Genomic DNA, 20,406 nt, shown 5'->3' with positions numbered 1-20,406 from the left:
TCAGTTTGTTGATTTATCGATTTCAGAAAAACTCTATTAAACTCTTTTTTATATGCAGATAGGATATGGAGCGAATATATATGATTTTCTGGTTAATATGAAAAAGTTGATAAATATGAAAATATTAACTTTTTTTCTTGTTTTTAACAATAAACTCTTTTAATTTATAGGAGAGCTATTTATTTTAGAGGTTTCCCCCTCATGCTTACCAAGGTTGAGTAAAGACTAATTTTTATTTGATAGGTATGAGGGGGATTCCCCATCTGCAATAAAATATAATTTACTAGGAGGTAACACATGTTTAAAAAAGTTGCATTATCGATTGCTTCAGTAGCAGTAGCAGGTTCAGTTTTATTTGCAAGTCAAACGGTAACGGAGGCTGCTTATTATCCGGTACAAAAAACTGGTTCTGGTTTGGATATTCGTACGACGCCAACAATAAATGGTACACGGACTCAAAGTAATATTCCAGATGGGACTAACCTTTGGTTATATTGCTATGTGAATGGCGAATCCTATATGGGAAGTAAAGTTTGGGATTATGTAGATGATAATGGTTACGGTGGTAGTTTTAACTATGGCTATGCTCCTGACTACTTCATTAAAACAGGTTCATCTAGCCCAGTCGTTGGATACTGCAATTTTTAATTGAAAAATAAAAGAAAACAGCCTGATAAGGCTGTTTTCTTGTTTACATAGTAATATCCGTATTTGTTAAAGGGCTCACTTCACTTTTGGTTTGTTGATCTCGTACCACGTCTGTAATCACTTTTATGTATTTTAAATCGTTTGGAACTTGAGATAAGAAGCAGATGAGTGTAAGCTTCATTTTCTCCTTTGCTTTTAAGGCCCGATTTTTTGGATCTGCGCTCATTTTATACACATCTACTTGTTCTCCATTACTTAAAATAAGTGTTTTAAAGGGTCCTTTTTCCAAATCAAGCGCTTGATCTGAGGTGTTTTCTAAAGTAGTTGTTAATTGTATTGCATTCATTTGCTCAGTACTTAATCCTCGCTCTGTTAGGTTGTATTTTCCAATTTCGCTTACTTCTGTACTCTGAGTAACTTTAATTCTTTCCACTTGAATATGAAGTGGTCCCGCTTCTATCATTGTATTTGGTTCACTTAATTGCTTTAAAATAAATGTTCCGAGCGGATGTTTTGCTTCTTGACCCACTTGAGATAACGGTTCTGTATAAGGCTTGACCCCTACATTGGGTTGAGACGTCACGGGAACCTTATTAGATTCAGATTCTACTTCTGTTTCAGATTTCGTTTGATTGGAACAAGCAGATATAAATATACATAACGATACAGTCATTAAGAGGGAAGATGCTTTTTTCATTTATAGACTCCTTTACTATAGAATATTGTTCATACATTTTCTCTTGTTATATGGTTCTTAAATTATTGTAAATTAATAGTTTATAATTTTGAATAAATAAACTAGAAATATACGTACTCTTTACATTGAGAAAATTTATAAACAAATGTTTTAAAAACTATAGTTTGGATTATCTAGAAAGTCTTACTGATGTGAAAAAAGAAGCACTCCCATTGGATTCTTTTTTTATCATGTATTAGATAGTGAGTTAAAATGGTTCTGGTGCAAAAATTTTCAAGATCATAGTATATTTCATCAGAATCCCCTCAAGTACTTTACCTATTCTTCTTTTTGAAGAAATCTTTACCAGTTTGAGTCTTTCACTTACTTTTCTTTAAGCGAATACACGAAACGGCACTTTGAGGAATCACTAATTACATATGGTTTACCCCGCTATTCGCGGGCAGTAATATCCCACCTCAAAATTGGGCAGGAAGTCAAGAAGTTAGGTGGGGGCTTTTACAATCAGTGGGGGATGAAGAAAACCCCACTGATCAAAGTTTCACTTTATGGTATCAATAAAATTTTCCCAGTACTTTTTCGGCTTTCCAATAACCGATGTGCTTTTGCGCCATCTTGTAAAGAAAAAGTAGTTGGATTTGAGATATTTAATTTTCCAGAAGTAATCCAGTCAAATAGTTCGTTTGAACGGTTTTCTCGTTCTTCATAGGTAGTTAGAACGTTCCATAAATCTCCGCCAGTCAAGGTTTTCGAACTATCCATTAGCATTCGCGGATCAACAGGAGCTGGGTCTCCACCGGCCATCCCGTAAAATACGACCGTGCCACCGATTCTTGTAGCTTGAAAACTATCTGATAATGTAGAACCTACTGACTCATACACAACATCTACACCTCGGCTGCTTGTTACTTCCATCACTTTTTCAGGCCATGGTTCTTCATATAAAAATACATGGTCTGCTCCAGCTGAATAAGCTGCCTCTGCTTTGTCCGTAGAAGAAGTAAGGCCAATCACTTTTCCACCATACATTTTTATAATTTGAATGAGAAGTTGGCCAACTCCTCCAGCGGCCGCATGGACTAAAACAAAATCACCAGCTTTTATTGCATAGCTATCTTTTGTTAAATAATGAGCCGTTAAGCCTTGTAATAAAACAGAAGAGGCTGTCTCGAAGGAAATAGAATCTGGCAGCGGAATCGCTTTTTCTTTTGGAACAGCTACTAACTCTGCATTTGCGAACGAGACATCAGCAAATGCAACACGATCTCCAACATTGATGTTAGTAACCTCATTACTAATGCTCTCTACAACTCCAGATCCTTCATATCCTAATATATATGGTGGTTTTCCAGCAAGATGATAGGCCCCTCGGCGCCGATATATATCAGCAAAATTCAAGCCAATTGCTTTTGTACGAATAAGAATTTCATTCGGATTTATAATTGGGTCTGACACTTCTTTATATTTTAATACATCAGCATTTCCGAATTCCTTGAAACAAAGTGCTTTCATATGAAATACCTCCAATTTGTAACGTGTGTCAATATTGTTTGTTAATGATTCTTATCTTATAATACATATATCAATCAACAAAGAGGATTATTTCGATGAAATCAATCGGAAATATCGATTGAAAAGAGGGAATGATATTGGAGATAAAACAATTAATTACATTTAAAACTGCTGCAGAAAATTTAAACTTTACGCAGACTGCGAAGAAATTAAACTTTGCTCAATCGAGTGTGACTGCTCAAATAAAAGCATTGGAGGCTGAACTTGGTACGCCATTATTCGAACGACTAGGTAAGCGTCTCTTTTTGACTGAATCGGGAAGAAAGTTCCAATTATATGCGGATAAAATGATTGCGTTAAGTTATGAAGCAAAAATGGCTGTAAAAGAAGATGAAGAAATATCAGGTACGCTAGTTATTGGTGCGCAAGAAAGTCAATGTACATACCGACTTCCTTCAATTTTAAAGGAGTTTAAGGTAAAGTTCCCTCAAATAAAGCTTATATTTAAGCCTGCACATTCAAATGAGGATGCGAAAGAGCAACTGATGGAAGGGAAACTAGACCTTGCGTTTATTTTAGATGAATGTAAAACAGAAGATGCTTTACATGTAGAGTCTTTGATTCAAGAGGAATTAAAAATAGTAGTTTTTCCTAATCATCCTTTACTTGAGAAATCTACAATTTCCACAAAAGATTTTGAAAACGAAACGCTTTTATTAACAGAACTTGGCTGTTCGTATCGTACTATATTTGAAGAATTATTCCGTGCAGAAGGCGTATATCCTATAAATAAAATTGAGTTTGTTAGTGTGGAAGCAATTAAGCAATGTGTAATTGCAGGGCTAGGCATAGCGATTTTACCAGCAATGGTAGTAGAAAAAGATATACAAGAAGGTACAATGAAGGAGTTAGTTTTGAAAAGCACAATATCTCCTGTTTTTACGCAAATTGCTTGGCATAAGGACAAGTGGATAACCTCACCGTTACAGCAATTTATAGATGCAACAAGAGCATCGTTTGCTGAAGTTGACGGGTAAAGCTTATTGAGTGAAGAAATTTTGGTATTAAGAAGTAGCATTTTTCTATAGAAAAGCAAAATGTAACAAGTCAACTTTTTATATAGAAGTTGGCTTGTTTTTGTCTGAAATTATACATAACCTTAACTTGATGGCTATGATCCGTTTGGGTGCTTTTTATTTTGAAAGAGGATGGATTGTTTATAAAAATAATAGCAATTATCGTAGGCGCTTCCGTGATCGGTATGGCGTCTTATTTGTTGTTAAGGAAAGAGAAGGGGGTCGACCGAGATACATGTAATGTCACCCAAAATATAATATGTTTTAATTGTTCAAGTGTAACTGTAGTGTCATTGAGAGTAAAGTTACTAAGGTTCAGCGATACATTATGGTTTGTGCGCAGGCCATAATGATAGATTTTGAATAAGAACGTTAGAATCGTTCGCTGAGAGTTTTGTTTTGATAATTGATACAGGTAATTTACAATATCAGTATGTGATGGATTACCATCATTATGTACGAGTCTATAGTCTCGATTAAAAAATACTGGGAACATACTCGATACATAGAGACCATCATGCATCAAATTGGTAAGTGAACAGCTTATAATTAAAAGAATAGCAGATTTATAAGTGTTATAGAAATAAATGAAAGATGATCTTATTTTTCTCTGAAAGAAACTGCTTTTTTCATTCGCGAATAGGGAAAAAATTCTCACGGTAGGAGTGTGAAAAATCTGGGATAAGTGGTAAGACTTGCACTAATAATAGGTAAAATAACCAAAAAGTTTAAAATATTATATATATTATTAGTTCAAATATAGAATATTCATATTGTAATGTAGTACTATAATATGGATGAATTATCCATATTATTTGGTATATAGCAGTTTTTTGTTACAAGAGATGGTAAATTGAGTTTTGGATATTTTTTATGAGGATTGATTATGAGTTCGAATAAGAATCAAGTAAAGTAAAGCGTTTTATACATGAGTTGATTTGTAAGGAGGTTCGTTCGAATAAAATGGTGGATACTAAGGAATTAGACAAAGAGTTAGTTATAGGGGATTCGGTTAACCACCCTTTTGAAATATTGAAATCAGGAGTGAGTCGAGCAAAGACGGGAGATTATCTTTTTGGTACTCTTAAATATAGAAATTTTACAGTTACAGCAATACGCTGGGACTGTACGGAAGAGGATAAAAAGATTTTTGTCAATGGGGCCGCTATCTGGGTAAAGGGAATTGTTAAGGATTATAATGGGAATCCTCAAGTTGATATTAAGGAAATAACATTACATCCATTGCAATCAAAAGATACCAAACGGGAAGCTGAAGAATCCATGCCTTCTGTTTCTAAGAAATGTGCCGAGCCAGTGACTGGTCAAAATAAGGCACACGAAATGGTAACGTATTTTAGGAATTCTCTTGCAGATGCGGAACGAATTAGTCCGGATGCAAGTAGAATTCATATATCGATTCTTGATGAATATGAAAATATAAAAAAAGGCTATTTAGCGGAAGAAAAATCCAAAGAGATTTTCAAAAAAGCACAACAAGTGGCATCTAAAGGAAAGAAAATCATGGATCCTATTGAGGTCGTAGTGAATCCTTTTGTAGGCTACAGAAAATCCTTTTATGGACAGGATATTAATAGTGAGGGGGCCCCAGAAGAGCTAGTACCTTTTTGGATACCTGCACTCTTATATAAGAGTGGAAAGCTTTCCCCTCATCCAATGAATAGGCCGTGGATAGCAAGAGAGTGGCTTAGAGCATCTTCAACAGATACTGTCAAACTAGATTATCAAACAATTGGAGAAATCGATAGCGTTGATGTATTTCTTTCCTCTCATAAAGCGGATTTCAAAACATGGAGCGAAGTATGGGACTATGTAGATAAACTATCTGTTGCGGTAACAGGAGAGAAGATGGCCCATCTAAAACATCCAACATATGTAAGAGGTGGAGCTGGACAGAATTGTTATGTTCGGTACGTTGAAATTGGTCAAGGTATGACGCGTAATATTATGGGGGTTTACAATGACTTGATTGGACATAACAAAGATGTTCCTCCTTTGCTAGAACGTTATGTCTCTGTGGAAGATGAAATAGAAGTGGATATATTAAGTGGTCAGGAATATGTAAATAAGACTGAGCAGCATGTAGGGCAGATGAGTGATGTATTTCCAGTTTCAGGATCTCAAAGACAGGCGATACACCATTTTCTAACTATGCAAGACGGTGAGATATTGGCTGTCAATGGCCCTCCAGGTACAGGAAAAACAACTATGCTTCAAAGTATTGTAGCCACTATGTGGACAAAAGCTGCAGTTGAGAAAAAGCAGCCACCAGTCATTTTGGTAGCATCAACGAATAACAACGCTGTTACAAATGTTATAGAAAGTTTTGGTAAAGTAGAAGAGATAGGTACTCCTAAATTAGCTGGTAGATGGCTTCCTCAAATTAATAGCTATGGCTTATATTTGGTGAGAGAAAAAAAAGAAGGAGCAGAAGCTTTTCAATGTTATCATCCAATAAATAAGATGAATCCATCAAATGGACTACCTCATCTGATGGAAGATAGCACGTATGTATTGGAGGCTGAAAAGTATTTTTTAGAGAAATATAATCAATATACGGGTGCTGAGATTACGGATGTAAATACTGCAGTAATTGATTTACATGATAAGCTCATTCAAACGGTAAAGTGTATTGGAAGAAAAACAAAGGAGTGCCTGTTTACTACTGATAATAGTGAATTTATGGAGAAGATGGATACGAATGAGCGTTATCAGGCATTTAAATTAGCCACGCATTATTTTGAGGGACAATGGATTCTTGAGATGAAGCAAGAATTAAATAGGAACGATGCCCATTTAGCGCTTACGTTGGACAGTCAACAAAATAAATGGCGTCGCTTTGCTAAGGTAACGCCTTGTTTTGTTTCAACGATGCATATGACACCTTCCTTTTTTAGGTATGGCTTGACATCTATTGAATATCTATATGATTTCATTGACTTGTTGATAGTAGATGAGGCTGGTCAGGTAAATCCAGAAGTAGCTGGAGCGACATTTGCGCTCGCAAAAAAAGCACTCGTAGTAGGGGACACTGTTCAGATTCCGCCTATCTGGAATATACCATTAACGATTGATTTTCAAAATTTAATGAAGTCGGGAATTGTATGCAATGAAAAGGAAGCTCTGAATCTTATTCAAGATACATATTTAGGTGCTTCAAGTGGATCAGTAATGAAAATTGCTCAAAGAGCATCAAAGTATAGAGTTGAGAAATCATTAGCACGAGGCATGTTCTTAAAAGAGCATAGACGTTGTGTAAAAGATATTATAAGTTATTGTAATAGACTTGCATACAACGGATTCTTAGAGCCATTTACGAAAGCGTTTGAACCAAATACTTTCATTCTTCCGCACATGGGATACGCGCATATTGAGGGAAGTCATGATAATACAAATGGGAACTCAAATATTATTGAGGCTGAGGCAATTATTACTTGGATTAATAAAAATAGAAAATTTTTAGAAGAATACTACTCAAATCATCATAAAAGGGATGTATCTATTGATGAAATTATAGGGATTATAACACCGTTTACTAAGCAAACAAGTGTATTTAAAAAGATATTAAGTAAACAAGAATTAGGTAAGATTACGGTAGGTACGGTTCATGCGTTACAAGGCGGTGAAAGAAATATTTGTATTTTTTCACCTGTGTATGATGTGAATCATGAAGGAAGTTACTTTTTTGACAATGGAGTTAATATGCTGAATGTTGCTGTATCAAGAGCAAAACATAGTTTTTTAGTCTTTGGGGATACCCGTATTTTTAGTCAAACGGAACATAAAAGTAGTTCTAAAAAAACACCTTCAGGCCTGTTAGGTGAATATATATTGAATGGTCCTAATGCAATTGATTATACGAAACCGTTAGAACATTTAACCTCATCTAATTGGTAGATGTTCAATTGAGTATAAAAATAAATTGTGCCTATTAAAGAGATATTTTCAGCTGAATGATTAGGTTAATTACATCTATATAACACAGGAGAAATTTTGTAAAACAAAGTGATTCCTTATTAATTATGGAGATAATAGGAGAGTTTTACTTAATTAGAGTCTAAACATTTTTTTACACATAGAAAGAGGAGCTGCTTCTGATAGTAATTAATATGTTCTTTAGTTCTTATAGAATGCTAGAAACAAAAGAATCGATTGAGAACAGTTCAGACTAACAGGCTCTTTTTTAACTTGCGAAATACATCAACTGGTGGAAGGAGGAAATATACGTGGGTCAAGATGTTAGAATTGCGAACCTCCCAAGTTATAAGCAAACGAAAACTTTAAAGGAGTGCAACGAGCTCCTCAGTTCCATTTTAGAAATCAAACAAATATCTGCTTTTCAATGGTTATTTGAAAAAGGGATCTATTATATGGAAATTTATTTATCCTTTGTTGATGAAGATGGAGATAGCATCGATTCAGATTTATGTAACTGTATAGAAACACGTATATCTTGGGAATATTTGAACAACGACGAATTATTGTGGATTTATACACAGCTTCGTCTTGATATTGCAAGAGCTTTTAACTGGGATATGCTTGATATGCAAAGTGAGAATATTTATACACCAATCCATACACATGATCTTAAACCACTATATAAATTATCGTCAGAGGAAAATAAACAATCCGTACCTGTTTCTTTATTATCATATAAAATAACTGAACAAACTGTATTGTACCGTCAGAAAGGTGTTCTTTGTGCTAAAGATAATGCGAGAAAAAGGTACTCCATGTTAGTTCACCTTTTCGAAGACAAATTTATCCATACATATAAAGGTGGAAGTTATGTTTCGGATATACCCGGAATACAAATCCGCGAGGGAATTTCTCTTCATTGTATTGATGAAATTACTGATGTTGGACGTGAAATTATTAAGAGAGATGATAACTCTGTACTTTTAGCTGATGGACCTTTAGTAGAAGGATATAGGGCACATGTAGCTATTTGTAATCTATATCCATTAAATTTGATTGATATTCTGCCGCTTTCCCCACCATTTACATGGATATCGGAAAATGAAAATAAATTTATTGCGTTAGTTCCTCGGAAGGATTCACATGAGAAAAATTACTTTGACATCAAACCAGCAACTGTAAAAGGAACGAAATTAAGAATCTCAGCAGAAGCCGTACAATCACATCCGTGGTTAAATGATGCTCTGAATCCCGAAGAGTATCATCTTATAGAGGTTGATATAGATTTACGTAAGTGGAAACCTGTATTAGCCCAAAAGGACTTTTTAAAAAATATATATCCTTACGAAAGTGGTTATATCAAATTTATGGCATATTCTCAAAAAGAAAATTGCATTTACATCACGGATGAATGGAGAGTTGGATGCTTTGAATTAACTAACCAAAATTTCCAATGGATTACAGAGCTTGGTGAGGATTTAAATGTTTATTGTTTCAGTATGAGTCCTTGTGGAAACTATATTGCGATTGGCGGTATGGCTGATGATCAGTATTCGCCAAGTTCATTTTCATTAATAGATGCCCATACTGGAAAGTTCATTTTCAGGCTCCCAGTTTTTAGAACATTCAATAGTGCGATTTATTCGATTACATGGCATCCAGACAGTCAATGGCTAGTATTAGGATTAGCAAACGGGACTCTTATAGAACTTAGCCTTGATGGTGAAGCCCGATACTTCAAGGCGCTTAAAGGCAGCATACATCATATATGTTTCAATCGAAACATGATGTATGTAACAGGGAATGAAAAAGTGATTCGAGCCTGGAAAATCGAAGAATAAAATTTAGTTTTTTGGTTCAAAAGCTTTTGAAGTTAAAATAGCTTCAATTAAGACAAAGTTCAGAGGAATTGGATAAAAATCCAATTCCTTTTTTCCTAACTATGGTTAGATAGAAAGATGGGGGTCTGTTGTAAAGTTTGCATAGATAGTAACAGGTTGATAGATGAGGAGAAATATTTAGGCTGTGGCTAGTAAGGTTTTCTTTTTTTATCAAATTGCTATGTTATGAATTGTTATTTAAATCTCCAACGTGACGTCCCTTTGGCGTATTTCAACGCATTCCCCACTGTATATACAATATGAGCATTGCCAAGCGTGTCATAAGCTAAGGAGGGCATACCGCCGCCCTCAGGGTCGACGACCTCAACGATCCACATTCCGAATTGGTTGCGTGAAGCTAATTTGAGTTTATTTTCATCACCATAGGCAATACGATAATCACCCCCAGGCGTCTTCGCCAAAGAGGGGACAACTGGAAAAACAGTGGTTGCTACAGTCTCCTTGTGTGGTTCAGGTAAACTAAAATCAAAAAAAGATGCTTTCAGTGTATTGGTGGTTAAGTCGGCGTAGGTTACACACCATCCGCCATCTGATGCTATGGAAGTAGGTCTTGCCACTTGAAATTGTCCGTTATCAATGAGAGATGTATGACCAACAGTGCCTTCAAAAGGATCGATGATTCTTGTCATGCGAACCCTTGTTTGAGGTGGTACTGCAGGATCAGGCTCACCCTGCTCAAGTTCCTCGATATATGCAATTAGGAACGTTCCAGATAATTCATCGAACGCCATTGAAGTATATAGACCAACATTAAACATGCTTTGTTCCGCTACTTTAATACGTTTAAATTGTCCTTGTACTTTTCTTGTGTATCCTAGTGCATTCGAGGTTAAATCATTATAAGCAAAATGTGGTGTATCACGAAGCTCAGGCCTCATTCGCCCTGAATGAAGCTTAAAAGAATAACCTGAGACGCCGCGTGGATCGTTAAAACGGCTTGTCGGGACAGGGGTAAATGACCAACTATTGTTTTGTTTTACACCGTAGAAGAGATTACCAGTGTTTAAATCTCTGTATGTAACGTGCGGATTACCCTCAGAGTCGATTTCCAGGCAGACTCGGTCACTGTCAGAGGCACCAATGAGACCTCCACCGGATAATTCTTCATGAGTCCATGCACCAGTTTCAGCGGTCCTACTAGCCAGCATTAGTTTGCCATCGCCGCCTGCATAAGCTACGTGGGGGTTATTATTTTTATCGAGTGCTAGACAAGCTTGCCCCCCTTGACCATCAACCGTTTCAAACGTAAATGGCATGTGTTTCTCCTCCTTTGATAGGTTGTTACCTACCCGTTACTTTTTGCTGAAGTTTTTAAGGTTTGTATTCTCTGCATCATATACTTTTGTGTGTATTGTTAAGCTATCTTAGAATATATTTTTCGCCTGTATAGAGGGGAATAGTATGATGAGAATTTAATGCAAAAGATCAAGTTATCGGAAGAATGGCTTAGTACTTTGTAGTATAGATTAGAATAGTTCCATGTTTTGCTGTCTAAATTAAAGCTGTGTCTAATAACTCATAAAGAGATAAACTCAATTATCAAAAGATGAATGAAAGGAGAAAAGCATTACTTTTTAATACTTTTATTTTCTGCTAACAATGTTATATATTATTGTTCCCTCTTTATGTTTATACCGGTGAATAGAGTTTTTGACTCATAGCTCACACAACGATTATGCGATGGGTTCATCAATATGGACCTCAATTAGAAGAGAAAGTACGACATCATCTTAAATCAACAAATGATTCATGGAGAGTCGATGAAGCTTATATTAAAGTGAAAGGGCAATGGATGTATTTATATCGTGCCGTTGATTCAGAAGGGAATACCATTGATTTTTATCTAAGTAAATCAAAAGATAAACAAGCAGCCAAGCGCTTTTTCAAGAAAGCCTTGGCTTTTTCGTACATTTCTAAACCTCGTGTGATAACAGTAGATAAAAACCCTGCCTATCCTGTAGCGATTCAAGCGTTGAAAGAAGAGAAACATATGCCCGAAGACATAAAGATAAGGCAAGTTAGATATCTCAATAATATAGTGGAACAAGATCATCGTTTTATTAAGAAACGTGTGCGTTCTATGTTGGGGGTTAAGTCATTTAAAACTGCAACTTCTATATTGAGTGGTGTTGAAGCCATGCATATGATAAAAAAGGGACAGATTGATTTACGGAATCAGTCTGTCCAAAATCAAAAGGAGTTCATCCACCAAGTGTTTGGACTTATAGCATAAAATACAATTCCGCTAAAAATATATGCGCTATATTCTCTTATATTTTATCTTTGCACCAGAATCAGCACATGAGGCTTGGGTGCATGTATACAAAACAAGTAAAAGAGTTAGCCGAAGCGTGTCATGTAAAGCTAATAGATCGTGTAGAACTTCAAAAATTGATTAACAAAGTAAATCCAGAGTATTCGGCTGAAGATGTGTATCATGGTGTAGATCCTGCAGAAAGGAAATGCCCGGCATGTAAAAATCATTTAGTTGTACGAAATTCAAATAAAACTGGAAACAAGTTCTTTGGATGCTCTCAATATCCTACATGTACGCATACAGAGCCAATAAATAATTGAGCTGTGATGAAAATCCAGCTCTTTTGTTATTTTCATGAATATATTTTTAAAAACCCTATTCTTATTTAAAAATGACTCCTCAGATTTGCTTGTACTACGTTTTTGACGGATTGGTAATGCAATAGGTCTTAAATAATGGATGATTGGATTTGGAGGGGAATAATAGGTTTAAATTTGATATGCAGATTTTTAAGTGAAATAAAAAAGGGAAGTCGCTACTTGCGACCTAGCCCTTTCTCTACGATCTGTCGAATTGCTTCATTTCGATTTTTTAGCTTATTTTCACGCCAAAAACTCTCTATTCGTCTTTATTTAGAGTTGCAGTTTCGTTTTCTGATGAATCTATTTTTATTCCGTTAGTTAGCTTTTGAGCTGAATCTTGCATTTGCTCTTGGGACTTACTAGGGGTATTCAGAGCATCTGACGGCATGTTGTTGACTTGAAGACTTACTAAATCTTTTTTATCCATGGTATATAGCTCCTCCTTTAATTTAAATTTAGATGTAATGTAATTATTAAGTAATTACTTGGATATTTTACATCTTCAGATCAATTTATATACAAGAGATATATTGAGAAATCACGTAACTATAGTGGGTCTTGTGAGTTTTTGGAACATTATGTTTTTCATGTATGGAGAAAGCCTGTTACAATGAGAAAATGACATAGGGTATGAAATATAGAGCTATAGAATATATAAGGGAGAGGTTTCATGAAATCAACAGGAGTAATGCGAAAGTTAGATCAATTAGGACGTATAGTTATACCAATGGAATTAAGACGCACGCTGGCAATTGAAGAAAAGACACCATTAGAGATTTATGTAGAAGGTGAAAAGATTATCTTGAAAAAATATGAAGCGAATGGTGCTTGTGCAATAACAGGAGAAGTATCTGATAAAAATATTTCTTTAGCAGATGGAAAGGTTACGCTAAGCCCAGCAGGTGCAGAGCTTATAATAGAAGAATTACAGAAGAATCTTGTAAAATAATTGGCTCCTATCAGAGGAGCTTTTTTAAGTTGTATGCCAATAATTTCACGTACCATAATTATTAAAAAAAATTAATACATACCATTAGGGGATTCTTTTTAGATCATCTGAAATGTACCCTTGGATAAATATATTGAGAAATACACCTGTGAAACAGCATTTCAATTTTAATATGATACGATTATAGAAAGGGAGGGAGATATATGAAGAGTCTACAAGAAGAAACATATGAATTATTAAAAGAGAAAAAAGAGGAAATCACTGTATTTCTAAAGAGTGGCGTTCGGATACCTGGGCAGATTCTCGCAATGGACAAATTTACAATTCTTATGATGGTTCATGGTAAACAACAACTCGTTTACAAACAAGCCATTTCCACAATTACTACATAATGCATATGAGAATGATTTAACAGTTTCTTAACGTTTTCTCAACATTATATTATACATATATACGATATAATAATAAGTAATTCTCTTTATTTTACTTCTATATATTTGTTGTTTCCTGTTACAGAATCCTTATGATAAGGGTTCTTTTTTTGTTCCATTTAGTTTGGATCTCTTACGAAAAAAAGACCACTTACGGAAATCGGTGGTCTTTTTCTTATTTAATTTTGGAAGGATATTTCCAATCACGACTTCTCTTAGAAGTAGTCGAAGAAGTTTCTTTTTTTTGATTTTGTTTTTCTATGCTTTTCAGTGATTGGTGCATTTGTTCCACTTGTTCTTTTACTTCTTTTAGTTCCAGTTCCAGTTTCATTTCCATTAGTAACCGTAGAATGGCATCTCCTTTATGCATTGCAATATGCTCCTTTCATTTTTCTGTTATTGCTTTTCTATTAGGGGTCACCATATCAAAAAAAGAAAATCGTACATTATCAAGACCTAAATTCAAAAAAACTTAAAATATAAGGATCCCAACATATTATATATGACTAATATGTTGGGACATTTTATTTTGGTACTGATTTTTGAAACTGAATTTGCATTGTATTTTTCTCTATTTGGATAGAAGTAAATAAAGCCCCATAAACGGACGTTTTCGGTTCTTTCTTAATAGGGGGAAATTGGAGATTTATGTTAATATAGAAGTAAGATTGTGAAGATTTACACTTAAACTAAAGGTCAGTTTAGTCTAAGAAAGAATATGTGGTTGGGATGAAGAATATAGACCATAAATAGGTGTAATAAAGGATAGGAGTTCATAATGGAGATTGCTTTGATAGTCCCTATACTTATTGTGGAGCAGGGGGAGTTGTGAAATTTTATGGTAGCACTTGGATACATAGTACCAACTATAATAGCAATTTTTTTCGTTGGATTTTACGCACCATTAGTAGGAATTGTTGTTGGTTTTTTTCTTCATATTATCGTTTTTCTTATAAGAATTTCAAAAAAATCGGACAAACTTTTGAATAGATTAGAAGATAGTGATAATTGATTATGTAAGTTTTTGAAATGCTGTACTTAAACTATAGGGTGCGATAGTTGAAGATGAAATTTTTTGGTAAACCAAAAATTTGAAGGTGCGAACTAGGGATTATTTATATAATGTGAGAAAGGCTGTGAAGTTATTTGAAAGGTTATAAAGCAATGCTATTTGATTTAGATGATACCTTACTTAATAGGGATAAGGCAGTAGATAAAATGTTTTTAATTATTTTAGAAAAGTGTTATGAGGATGTTAAACATTCAGTAAAAAACGAAATGTTGCAAAAATTCAAAGAATATGACAATAGAAGCTATGGCTATAGTGATAAAATAAAAGTTTTGGAATCATTTTTTGATGAATTTCCACCAAAATATAGATTGCCACGCAATTACATTCAAGATTTTTGGAATAATAATTTTCCTCATTGTTTTTCTATAAACCAAAATACTATAAATATCGTAAATACTATAAAGATGCATGTTAAAGTTGCAATTATAACAAACGGCTCAACTCAGAGACAAAAAGCTAAAATAATTAACACTAATTTAAATAGTTGTTTTGATATAATAATTATTTCTGAAGAAGTGGGATTTAGTAAACCTGACAAACGCATATTTGAATTAGCATTAAATAAGCTTAATGTGCAACCGGAAGCCGCATTATTCGTTGGAGATGACATAGAAAAGGATATTAGTGGTTGTCAAAATGCAAATATAAAGGGCATATGGTTCAATCCTCATATGATCAAGAATGATACCGAAATAAAACCATATGCCGAGATCAATTCTTTTGATAGATTATTAAGTTATTTTACATAATAAACATAATCAGAAGTTGTTTTACTTCACAATATTTTTATAATGAGTAAAAACAATAATAATGATTATCGAAAAGAAGAAGAAAAGATAGAACTTAATAATATTGAAAAGATGTTTAATGACTAATTGGACTAACGAGAGCTTCAGTTTAAGATTACATTATTTAGAAATTAAAATCCGAAAACAATAGATCTTAATAAAACCCCTGATTCTTCTGCTTAGCGTAGAAAAATCAGAGGTTTTAATTCCAAAAAATGTCTTAGTGTACAAAATTTCCGAAATGTTGGCGGTACCCTATGCCCATCAACCTAAGGTTATATAAGTTTCAACTCACGTGGAATTTTTTCTTTTTTCTAAAGATCCAGTGTAAGTTTTTTAAAGATTTGCATACCAAATAAACCCTATCGGGTTTCAATTTTTTGGATTACGCTACATGATCGTGAGACATAGAAAAGTTGTACACGACGCCTAAGATATCAAAGACTGTTTTCTTCTCATACCTATGGAATTTTCGTCCGTTTTTCTGTAAGAGATTAAACAGCCGTGACAATATCTTTGTTAATTATGGGGTGTCTTTTTGTAGAGATTGATAAATAAGTGGAAAATAATCTTTTATCATATAAATGGCTTTATATTCGCTTAATTCTCGTTTCTTTTTGATGAGGAGTAATTGACGCATTTGAAACATGGTGGAGGAACAAAGAAGGATGCTAATTAATTGCCCGTATAAGTGACATTCTAGTCTTTCTAATTTTACAGAATTACAATGATGAATACGAAAAAATGATTTCCATGTTTTAAAGATAAGTTCAATTTGCCATCGTAAGGAGTAAAAATCGTATACCTGTTCCTTTGGTAGATATTCCGAAGGAATATTCGTAATGTAAAAGTTAATCGCACTAAGCCGCTTGCTACGTTCTTTATAGATGATTTGCTTCTTGTGCTCTTTAGCTGCCAAATCCTTTTGTCTACGTTTCATTTGCGTATCAGTTAATTTATACATAATTAGTCTTGCAGGGAGCTTTTGATACATTCCAATATAAATCTCAGGAATTTCATATGGTTCACCGGATTGTAATTGATCAATAAATTGTTCCATATCTAATTGGATATACTCAGATTGCTTTTTTATTGTTCCATTTTGAAAGTATTCGGGCTCTTTATTCTTCTGATATATCCGTGTATTGAGCTTTAATCTTGAAATAAAATAAGTATTACACTTGTCTATAGTATATAGGTCTTTTAAGTCGAAGTATCCTAAATCCCGTATACATACATCGTTCGATTGAAGAGACGTTAAACAAGTAGATCCATAAGTTTTATCATTGTGCTCTCCTGATCCTACATGAACATGTAGAAACTGACCACTTAGTAAATCATACTCTAGTTGAATTTTCACACCAGCATTTTGACCACTACCACCTGAGCCTTGATATGTAGAAGCGAATTTATCCGGAACCTGAAAATGTGTAGAATCCAATACACGAATACGACGAAAATAGTTTGTATACAGAGTTGTAATTTTGTTAGTGGAACAAAATTGGTGATGAAGTAAATACGCTAGTATTTGTTGTGAAAACTGTGCAGCCTGAGAATTAAAGCGTTGATTGAGTCCTTCTGGACCCATAGAAATACCTGTGTTAGCTTCTAATCGACTACATAATTGTGCCAATGAGGTATGAGCTATATTTTGGCTTAACCAAACACACAGAGCTACTAAATCTTGTGCACGATATTTACTTTTTCGTTGAACAAATCCTACTTTTCTAGCTAACTGATCCAGAGCATGTGGTGACATATGTTGCTGTAATTCTTTAGAAAACAATTGTAATTCATCAGAAATCGATAGATTCATACCAAAAACGCCACCCTTTCTGTATATTTCTACAAAAAGAATAGCGCTTTTTTCGTTTTATGGATACAATTTTTTAGCTTGATGGCGATGTGGTGCTCCCTCTATAAGTAATACTTATCAATTATTATAATTAATAAATATTTCGTTTATTGTATTTGGTGTTATAAAATGAAAGAGGATTTAGAAGTTTCAAAAATTATTTGGTTATAGGAGAAAAACAATACAAATTCAATTGATAATGGGAGAGGATTTTATGATTCTTGGTTTACATCACGCTCAGATAACTATTCCAAAAGGTGCTGAACTAGAGGGAAAAAATTTTTATTGCGAAATCCTCGGTCTACCTGAGAAGGAAAATCCCGAATCACTAAAGGGGCGTGGAGGATTTTGGTTAAAAGTCGGAGATAGAGAAGTACATATAGGTACAGAAGATGGTTTTGACCGATTAAAAACAAAAGCCCATATAGCTTATCAAGTAGAGGATATATCGTACTGGAGAAATGTGTTAGAACAAAATGACATTCAGATAATTGAAGGAGTACCTATACCTGGTTTTGAACGTTTTGAGTTTAGAGATCCATTCGGAAACAGAGTGGAAATGATTCAAGAAATTTAGTTACTCCATTAACTAATTGACATAAAGGATATAATTTATTTCCGATAAATCATCCTGCTATAAAGAGGATGATTTTTTTATAAAAAATTGGTGATTTATGTTATGGTATTATAAAAGTTTCGGAGGGGAAAATGATGAAAGGAAATAAAAAGGAGATACAAACAAACGAAAAAGCGATTAGTTATACACATATAGAAATGGGTTCCAAAACAATCTGCTTTATGTTTTCAGGTTCAGGTTACAATTACGATAAACCATTGTTTTATTATGCGACGATGGCAATGCTCCAAAATAAAATTGATATTGTCCATATCCATTACTCCTATAATGAGCAACCAACGAAAAACAATATTGAAAAGATAACAAAAATAATGATGGATGATATTAATCCTGTGATTTTAGATGTTTTAAAAAATGGTCAATACAACGATACGATTTTTTTAGGCAAATCACTCGGAACAATTCCAATTGCAAATGAACTTATGAAGAGAGAGGAATTTTTAAATTCAAAAATGATTTTACTTACCCCGCTGTTGAGGTCTGATTCGATATTTGACTCTATTTTTAATAGTCAACATCAAGGGCTGTTAGTTATCGGAGATAAAGACCATCACTACAATTCAAATCAAATTGATCGATTAAGTAATTCGAATTTAAAGATTGATGTTGTCCAAAATGCAAACCATTCCTTAGATATTGGAGAATTTGAAGTAACAAATTCAATTTTTATTTTATCCAAAATAATGGAAAGACTCCAAGAAACCATTAGTTCAAATTAACCATAAACTGATGTTATCAATAGTTCACCAATCAGGGTGCTAATTTCATTGCTAAAATAAATATAAAAGAGGTGCTAATTGCACCTCTTTTTAAATGGTTATTTTTAATTTTGTACTCCAAATCCGAACCTGTTAGTAATTTCCCATACAAGTATAGTGGTTATCATTCTTTCTTTAATAGGTGTTTTCCCATAAAAAAACCCTCCACATATATCCTCTTAGCACCCTTAAGTTGATGGGCATGAGAGGTAAAGTATCGTAACTTTTTATGAACATAGTGACTTTATTCCAAATCCACAGTAATATCTTTAACACGGCACAGCACTTAGTTTATCTTTATTTATTTTCCCGTAGCTACAAAATCTGTTCAATTCGTTGAAAGCTTCCCATAGTGCATCCACTGCTACCTTTCTATCTTCTTCTTTTATCAGAACCCAAATCGTCTCGCGCCTATCAACCTAACAGAACAGATTGCCCCCAAAACCATAAAAATGAACTTCGGTGCTATAAAAAACATAAAATTTTCGTTTAGGGGGTACTTTAAAATCTTAGCTTGATAGCGATGGGGTACCGCCAACATTTTAACGGAAATATACGCTAAGCAAAATTCGACATAAAAAAACGTTGAATTTACTACTCTAAGCGATATCACTAATCTCAAAAACGTAGGTATTTGAGATAAATAAACTTCAATATAAAAGATGCCAAAAACAGCTTAAATAATGTCTCAAAACCCGTCTTTAAATCAAAATCTCAATTCAAATCATGTTATTGAGTTTTGAGAATCCCTTAGCGTATAAAAACGTTAAAATGTGCGTGCTACCCCATTGCCGTCAACTTAAGAATTCAGAATTACCCCATAACGAAAATTCTATTCATTATTGACTACTGATAATGATGAGTTATGTAAACCTCACATGTATAGAATATACATTGTTTTTTACTTATCTAACGGAGCCGTTTTGTTAAGGAAAACTTGTTATAATATTCTCAAGTGGAAAGTGCAATTTATGGGAGGATAGACCACAATGCCTGAACCGAATATAAAAATAAAAAGGATATGGGAAGATACCGATTTTTTTGAATTGAATTTTGACTTTACTGGATTTTATGGCACTGCGAACATTAACATATATACCACCAATGAAGAACTCGAAGATTTAAAAGAGGGAATAATCAAGTTTTCCACTTTTAAACTACATGAGTTTCAATGGGTTTCAGGTGAGGATATAGACAATGTAACTCATTTCTTATCTATGAGATTCTTCTTACATGACAAAAGAGGAATTGTAGGTATTGAGGTAGTAACTGATAATAAGCAATCAAAACCTTATTGGATGCGTTCAAATCTGTTTATTCTTACGGAACTTAATCAAATTGATGATTTTATAAAAAAAATAGAGCAGTTAATTAGTGAGGAAATTACTGAGTTGGAAGGCATAATTCCAGTCTGACAGTGATGATTTTTTGTAGGTAAATTACATATATCAACTTCCGCTAACGAAAATTATGTGAACTACTATTGAATTGAGGTTAAGAATGATACGATATAAATCTAAAATTCAA

The 20,406-nt window shown here is 33.9% G+C and carries 16 protein-coding genes and 4 pseudogenes; 13 read left to right on the top strand and 7 right to left on the bottom strand.

Annotated elements, in window-relative coordinates:
• Nucleotides 1-297 precede the first annotated feature (297 nt).
• A complete protein-coding gene (locus QUF99_RS18300; RefSeq protein ID WP_289371762.1) occupies nucleotides 298-648 on the top strand; it encodes a hypothetical protein in 351 nt (116 codons plus the stop codon).
• Between the two features lie 43 nt (nucleotides 649-691).
• Here the strand turns inward: QUF99_RS18300 and QUF99_RS18295 are convergent, their stop codons facing one another.
• Together QUF99_RS18295 and QUF99_RS18290 are read right to left on the bottom strand one after the other, a co-directional pair.
• Entirely contained in the window at nucleotides 692-1,345 is a 654-nt protein-coding gene (locus QUF99_RS18295; RefSeq protein ID WP_289371761.1) for a hypothetical protein, read from the bottom strand.
• A 546-nt stretch (nucleotides 1,346-1,891) separates the two neighbouring features.
• Nucleotides 1,892-2,857 carry a quinone oxidoreductase family protein gene (locus tag QUF99_RS18290; RefSeq protein ID WP_289371760.1) on the bottom strand — a complete coding sequence of 322 codons (966 nt, stop codon included), beginning with the start codon at nucleotides 2,855-2,857 and terminating at the stop codon, nucleotides 1,892-1,894.
• Nucleotides 2,858-2,994: 137 nt separating this feature from the next.
• Between QUF99_RS18290 and QUF99_RS18285 the strand changes: the two genes are divergently transcribed.
• The 3 genes from QUF99_RS18285 to QUF99_RS18275 all read left to right on the top strand — a co-directional run bounded on the left by QUF99_RS18285 (nucleotide 2,995) and on the right by QUF99_RS18275 (nucleotide 9,710).
• Nucleotides 2,995-3,894: a LysR family transcriptional regulator gene (locus tag QUF99_RS18285; protein ID WP_289371758.1), complete on the top strand. Its 900-nt coding sequence runs from the start codon at nucleotides 2,995-2,997 to the stop codon at nucleotides 3,892-3,894.
• 1,002 nt (nucleotides 3,895-4,896) lie between these two features.
• Nucleotides 4,897-7,848: an AAA domain-containing protein gene (locus QUF99_RS18280; RefSeq protein ID WP_289371756.1), complete on the top strand. Its 2,952-nt coding sequence runs from the start codon at nucleotides 4,897-4,899 to the stop codon at nucleotides 7,846-7,848.
• Between the two features lie 329 nt (nucleotides 7,849-8,177).
• Nucleotides 8,178-9,710 carry a WD40 repeat domain-containing protein gene (locus QUF99_RS18275; protein ID WP_289371755.1) on the top strand — a complete coding sequence of 511 codons (1,533 nt, stop codon included), beginning with the start codon at nucleotides 8,178-8,180 and terminating at the stop codon, nucleotides 9,708-9,710.
• Between the two features lie 233 nt (nucleotides 9,711-9,943).
• Here the strand turns inward: QUF99_RS18275 and QUF99_RS18270 are convergent, their stop codons facing one another.
• Nucleotides 9,944-11,026, bottom strand: coding sequence for a hypothetical protein (locus QUF99_RS18270; protein ID WP_289371754.1), 1,083 nt, complete (start codon nucleotides 11,024-11,026; stop codon nucleotides 9,944-9,946).
• Nucleotides 11,027-11,427: 401 nt separating this feature from the next.
• Between QUF99_RS18270 and QUF99_RS18265 the strand changes: the two are divergent.
• Nucleotides 11,428-12,003 (top strand): annotated as a pseudogene (locus tag QUF99_RS18265) (IS6 family transposase); the annotation flags it as partial.
• An 83-nt stretch (nucleotides 12,004-12,086) separates the two neighbouring features.
• Nucleotides 12,087-12,347: pseudogene (locus QUF99_RS18260) on the top strand (topoisomerase DNA-binding C4 zinc finger domain-containing protein); the annotation flags it as partial.
• 215 nt (nucleotides 12,348-12,562) lie between these two features.
• Here the strand turns inward: QUF99_RS18260 and QUF99_RS28765 are convergent.
• Together QUF99_RS28765 and QUF99_RS18255 are read right to left on the bottom strand one after the other, a co-directional pair.
• Nucleotides 12,563-12,652, bottom strand: a pseudogene (locus QUF99_RS28765) (ribbon-helix-helix domain-containing protein); the annotation flags it as partial.
• Nucleotides 12,646-12,816 carry a hypothetical protein gene (locus tag QUF99_RS18255; RefSeq protein ID WP_289371752.1) on the bottom strand — a complete coding sequence of 57 codons (171 nt, stop codon included), beginning with the start codon at nucleotides 12,814-12,816 and terminating at the stop codon, nucleotides 12,646-12,648. The pseudogene QUF99_RS28765 and the gene QUF99_RS18255, both read right to left, overlap by 7 nt.
• A 243-nt stretch (nucleotides 12,817-13,059) precedes the next feature.
• Between QUF99_RS18255 and QUF99_RS18250 the strand changes: the two genes are divergently transcribed.
• On the top strand, nucleotides 13,060-13,338 hold the full coding sequence (locus QUF99_RS18250; RefSeq protein ID WP_289371750.1) for an AbrB/MazE/SpoVT family DNA-binding domain-containing protein: 279 nt from the start codon (nucleotides 13,060-13,062) through the stop codon (nucleotides 13,336-13,338).
• A 203-nt stretch (nucleotides 13,339-13,541) separates the two neighbouring features.
• Entirely contained in the window at nucleotides 13,542-13,730 is a 189-nt protein-coding gene (gene hfq, locus QUF99_RS18245) for an RNA chaperone Hfq (RefSeq protein WP_289371748.1), read from the top strand.
• A 214-nt stretch (nucleotides 13,731-13,944) separates the two neighbouring features.
• Here the strand turns inward: hfq and QUF99_RS18240 are convergent, their stop codons facing one another.
• Nucleotides 13,945-14,139, bottom strand: coding sequence for a hypothetical protein (locus tag QUF99_RS18240; RefSeq protein WP_289371747.1), 195 nt, complete (start codon nucleotides 14,137-14,139; stop codon nucleotides 13,945-13,947).
• A gap of 468 nt (nucleotides 14,140-14,607) precedes the next feature.
• Between QUF99_RS18240 and QUF99_RS18235 the strand changes: the two genes are divergently transcribed.
• Together QUF99_RS18235 and QUF99_RS18230 are read left to right on the top strand one after the other, a co-directional pair.
• Entirely contained in the window at nucleotides 14,608-14,781 is a 174-nt protein-coding gene (locus QUF99_RS18235) for a hypothetical protein (RefSeq protein WP_289371745.1), read from the top strand.
• Between the two features lie 152 nt (nucleotides 14,782-14,933).
• Nucleotides 14,934-15,590 carry an HAD family hydrolase gene (locus tag QUF99_RS18230; protein WP_289374694.1) on the top strand — a complete coding sequence of 219 codons (657 nt, stop codon included), beginning with the start codon at nucleotides 14,934-14,936 and terminating at the stop codon, nucleotides 15,588-15,590.
• A 424-nt stretch (nucleotides 15,591-16,014) separates the two neighbouring features.
• On the opposite strand, the pseudogene QUF99_RS18225 reads toward QUF99_RS18230, so the two are convergent.
• Nucleotides 16,015-17,445: pseudogene (locus QUF99_RS18225) on the bottom strand (IS4 family transposase).
• A 253-nt stretch (nucleotides 17,446-17,698) separates the two neighbouring features.
• Here QUF99_RS18225 and QUF99_RS18220 point away from each other — a divergent pair.
• The 3 genes from QUF99_RS18220 (at nucleotide 17,699) to QUF99_RS18210 (ending at nucleotide 20,294) form a co-directional block, all read left to right on the top strand.
• Complete coding sequence (locus tag QUF99_RS18220) at nucleotides 17,699-18,061, top strand: VOC family protein (RefSeq protein WP_289371743.1); 363 nt, start codon at nucleotides 17,699-17,701, stop codon at nucleotides 18,059-18,061.
• A 134-nt stretch (nucleotides 18,062-18,195) separates the two neighbouring features.
• On the top strand, nucleotides 18,196-18,840 hold the full coding sequence (locus QUF99_RS18215; protein ID WP_289371741.1) for an alpha/beta hydrolase: 645 nt from the start codon (nucleotides 18,196-18,198) through the stop codon (nucleotides 18,838-18,840).
• A 1,028-nt stretch (nucleotides 18,841-19,868) separates the two neighbouring features.
• Nucleotides 19,869-20,294, top strand: a complete 426-nt coding sequence (locus QUF99_RS18210) for a hypothetical protein (protein WP_289371740.1) — start codon at nucleotides 19,869-19,871, stop codon at nucleotides 20,292-20,294.
• Nucleotides 20,295-20,406 lie beyond the last annotated feature (112 nt).

The organism is Bacillus sp. DX4.1 (genome assembly GCF_030348195.1).
GTDB lineage: Bacteria > Bacillota > Bacilli > Bacillales > Bacillaceae_G > Bacillus_A.
Note: the sequence above shows the minus strand (reverse complement) of the source record. Positions and strands in the feature narration are given on the sequence as shown.

Coding starts and splice junctions, on each gene's coding strand:
- QUF99_RS18255 (WP_289371752.1), bottom strand. CDS start 12,816: ATGGATAAAAAAGATTTAGTAAGTCTTCAAGTCAACAACATGCCGTCA.
- QUF99_RS18210 (WP_289371740.1), top strand. CDS start 19,869: ATGCCTGAACCGAATATAAAAATAAAAAGGATATGGGAAGATACCGAT.
- QUF99_RS18250 (WP_289371750.1), top strand. CDS start 13,060: ATGAAATCAACAGGAGTAATGCGAAAGTTAGATCAATTAGGACGTATA.
- QUF99_RS18220 (WP_289371743.1), top strand. CDS start 17,699: ATGATTCTTGGTTTACATCACGCTCAGATAACTATTCCAAAAGGTGCT.
- QUF99_RS18235 (WP_289371745.1), top strand. CDS start 14,608: ATGGTAGCACTTGGATACATAGTACCAACTATAATAGCAATTTTTTTC.
- hfq (WP_289371748.1), top strand. CDS start 13,542: ATGAAGAGTCTACAAGAAGAAACATATGAATTATTAAAAGAGAAAAAA.
- QUF99_RS18240 (WP_289371747.1), bottom strand. CDS start 14,139: ATGCATAAAGGAGATGCCATTCTACGGTTACTAATGGAAATGAAACTG.
- QUF99_RS18300 (WP_289371762.1), top strand. CDS start 298: ATGTTTAAAAAAGTTGCATTATCGATTGCTTCAGTAGCAGTAGCAGGT.
- QUF99_RS18290 (WP_289371760.1), bottom strand. CDS start 2,857: ATGAAAGCACTTTGTTTCAAGGAATTCGGAAATGCTGATGTATTAAAA.
- QUF99_RS18295 (WP_289371761.1), bottom strand. CDS start 1,345: ATGAAAAAAGCATCTTCCCTCTTAATGACTGTATCGTTATGTATATTT.
- QUF99_RS18280 (WP_289371756.1), top strand. CDS start 4,897: ATGGTGGATACTAAGGAATTAGACAAAGAGTTAGTTATAGGGGATTCG.
- QUF99_RS18230 (WP_289374694.1), top strand. CDS start 14,934: ATGCTATTTGATTTAGATGATACCTTACTTAATAGGGATAAGGCAGTA.
- QUF99_RS18215 (WP_289371741.1), top strand. CDS start 18,196: ATGAAAGGAAATAAAAAGGAGATACAAACAAACGAAAAAGCGATTAGT.
- QUF99_RS18270 (WP_289371754.1), bottom strand. CDS start 11,026: ATGCCATTTACGTTTGAAACGGTTGATGGTCAAGGGGGGCAAGCTTGT.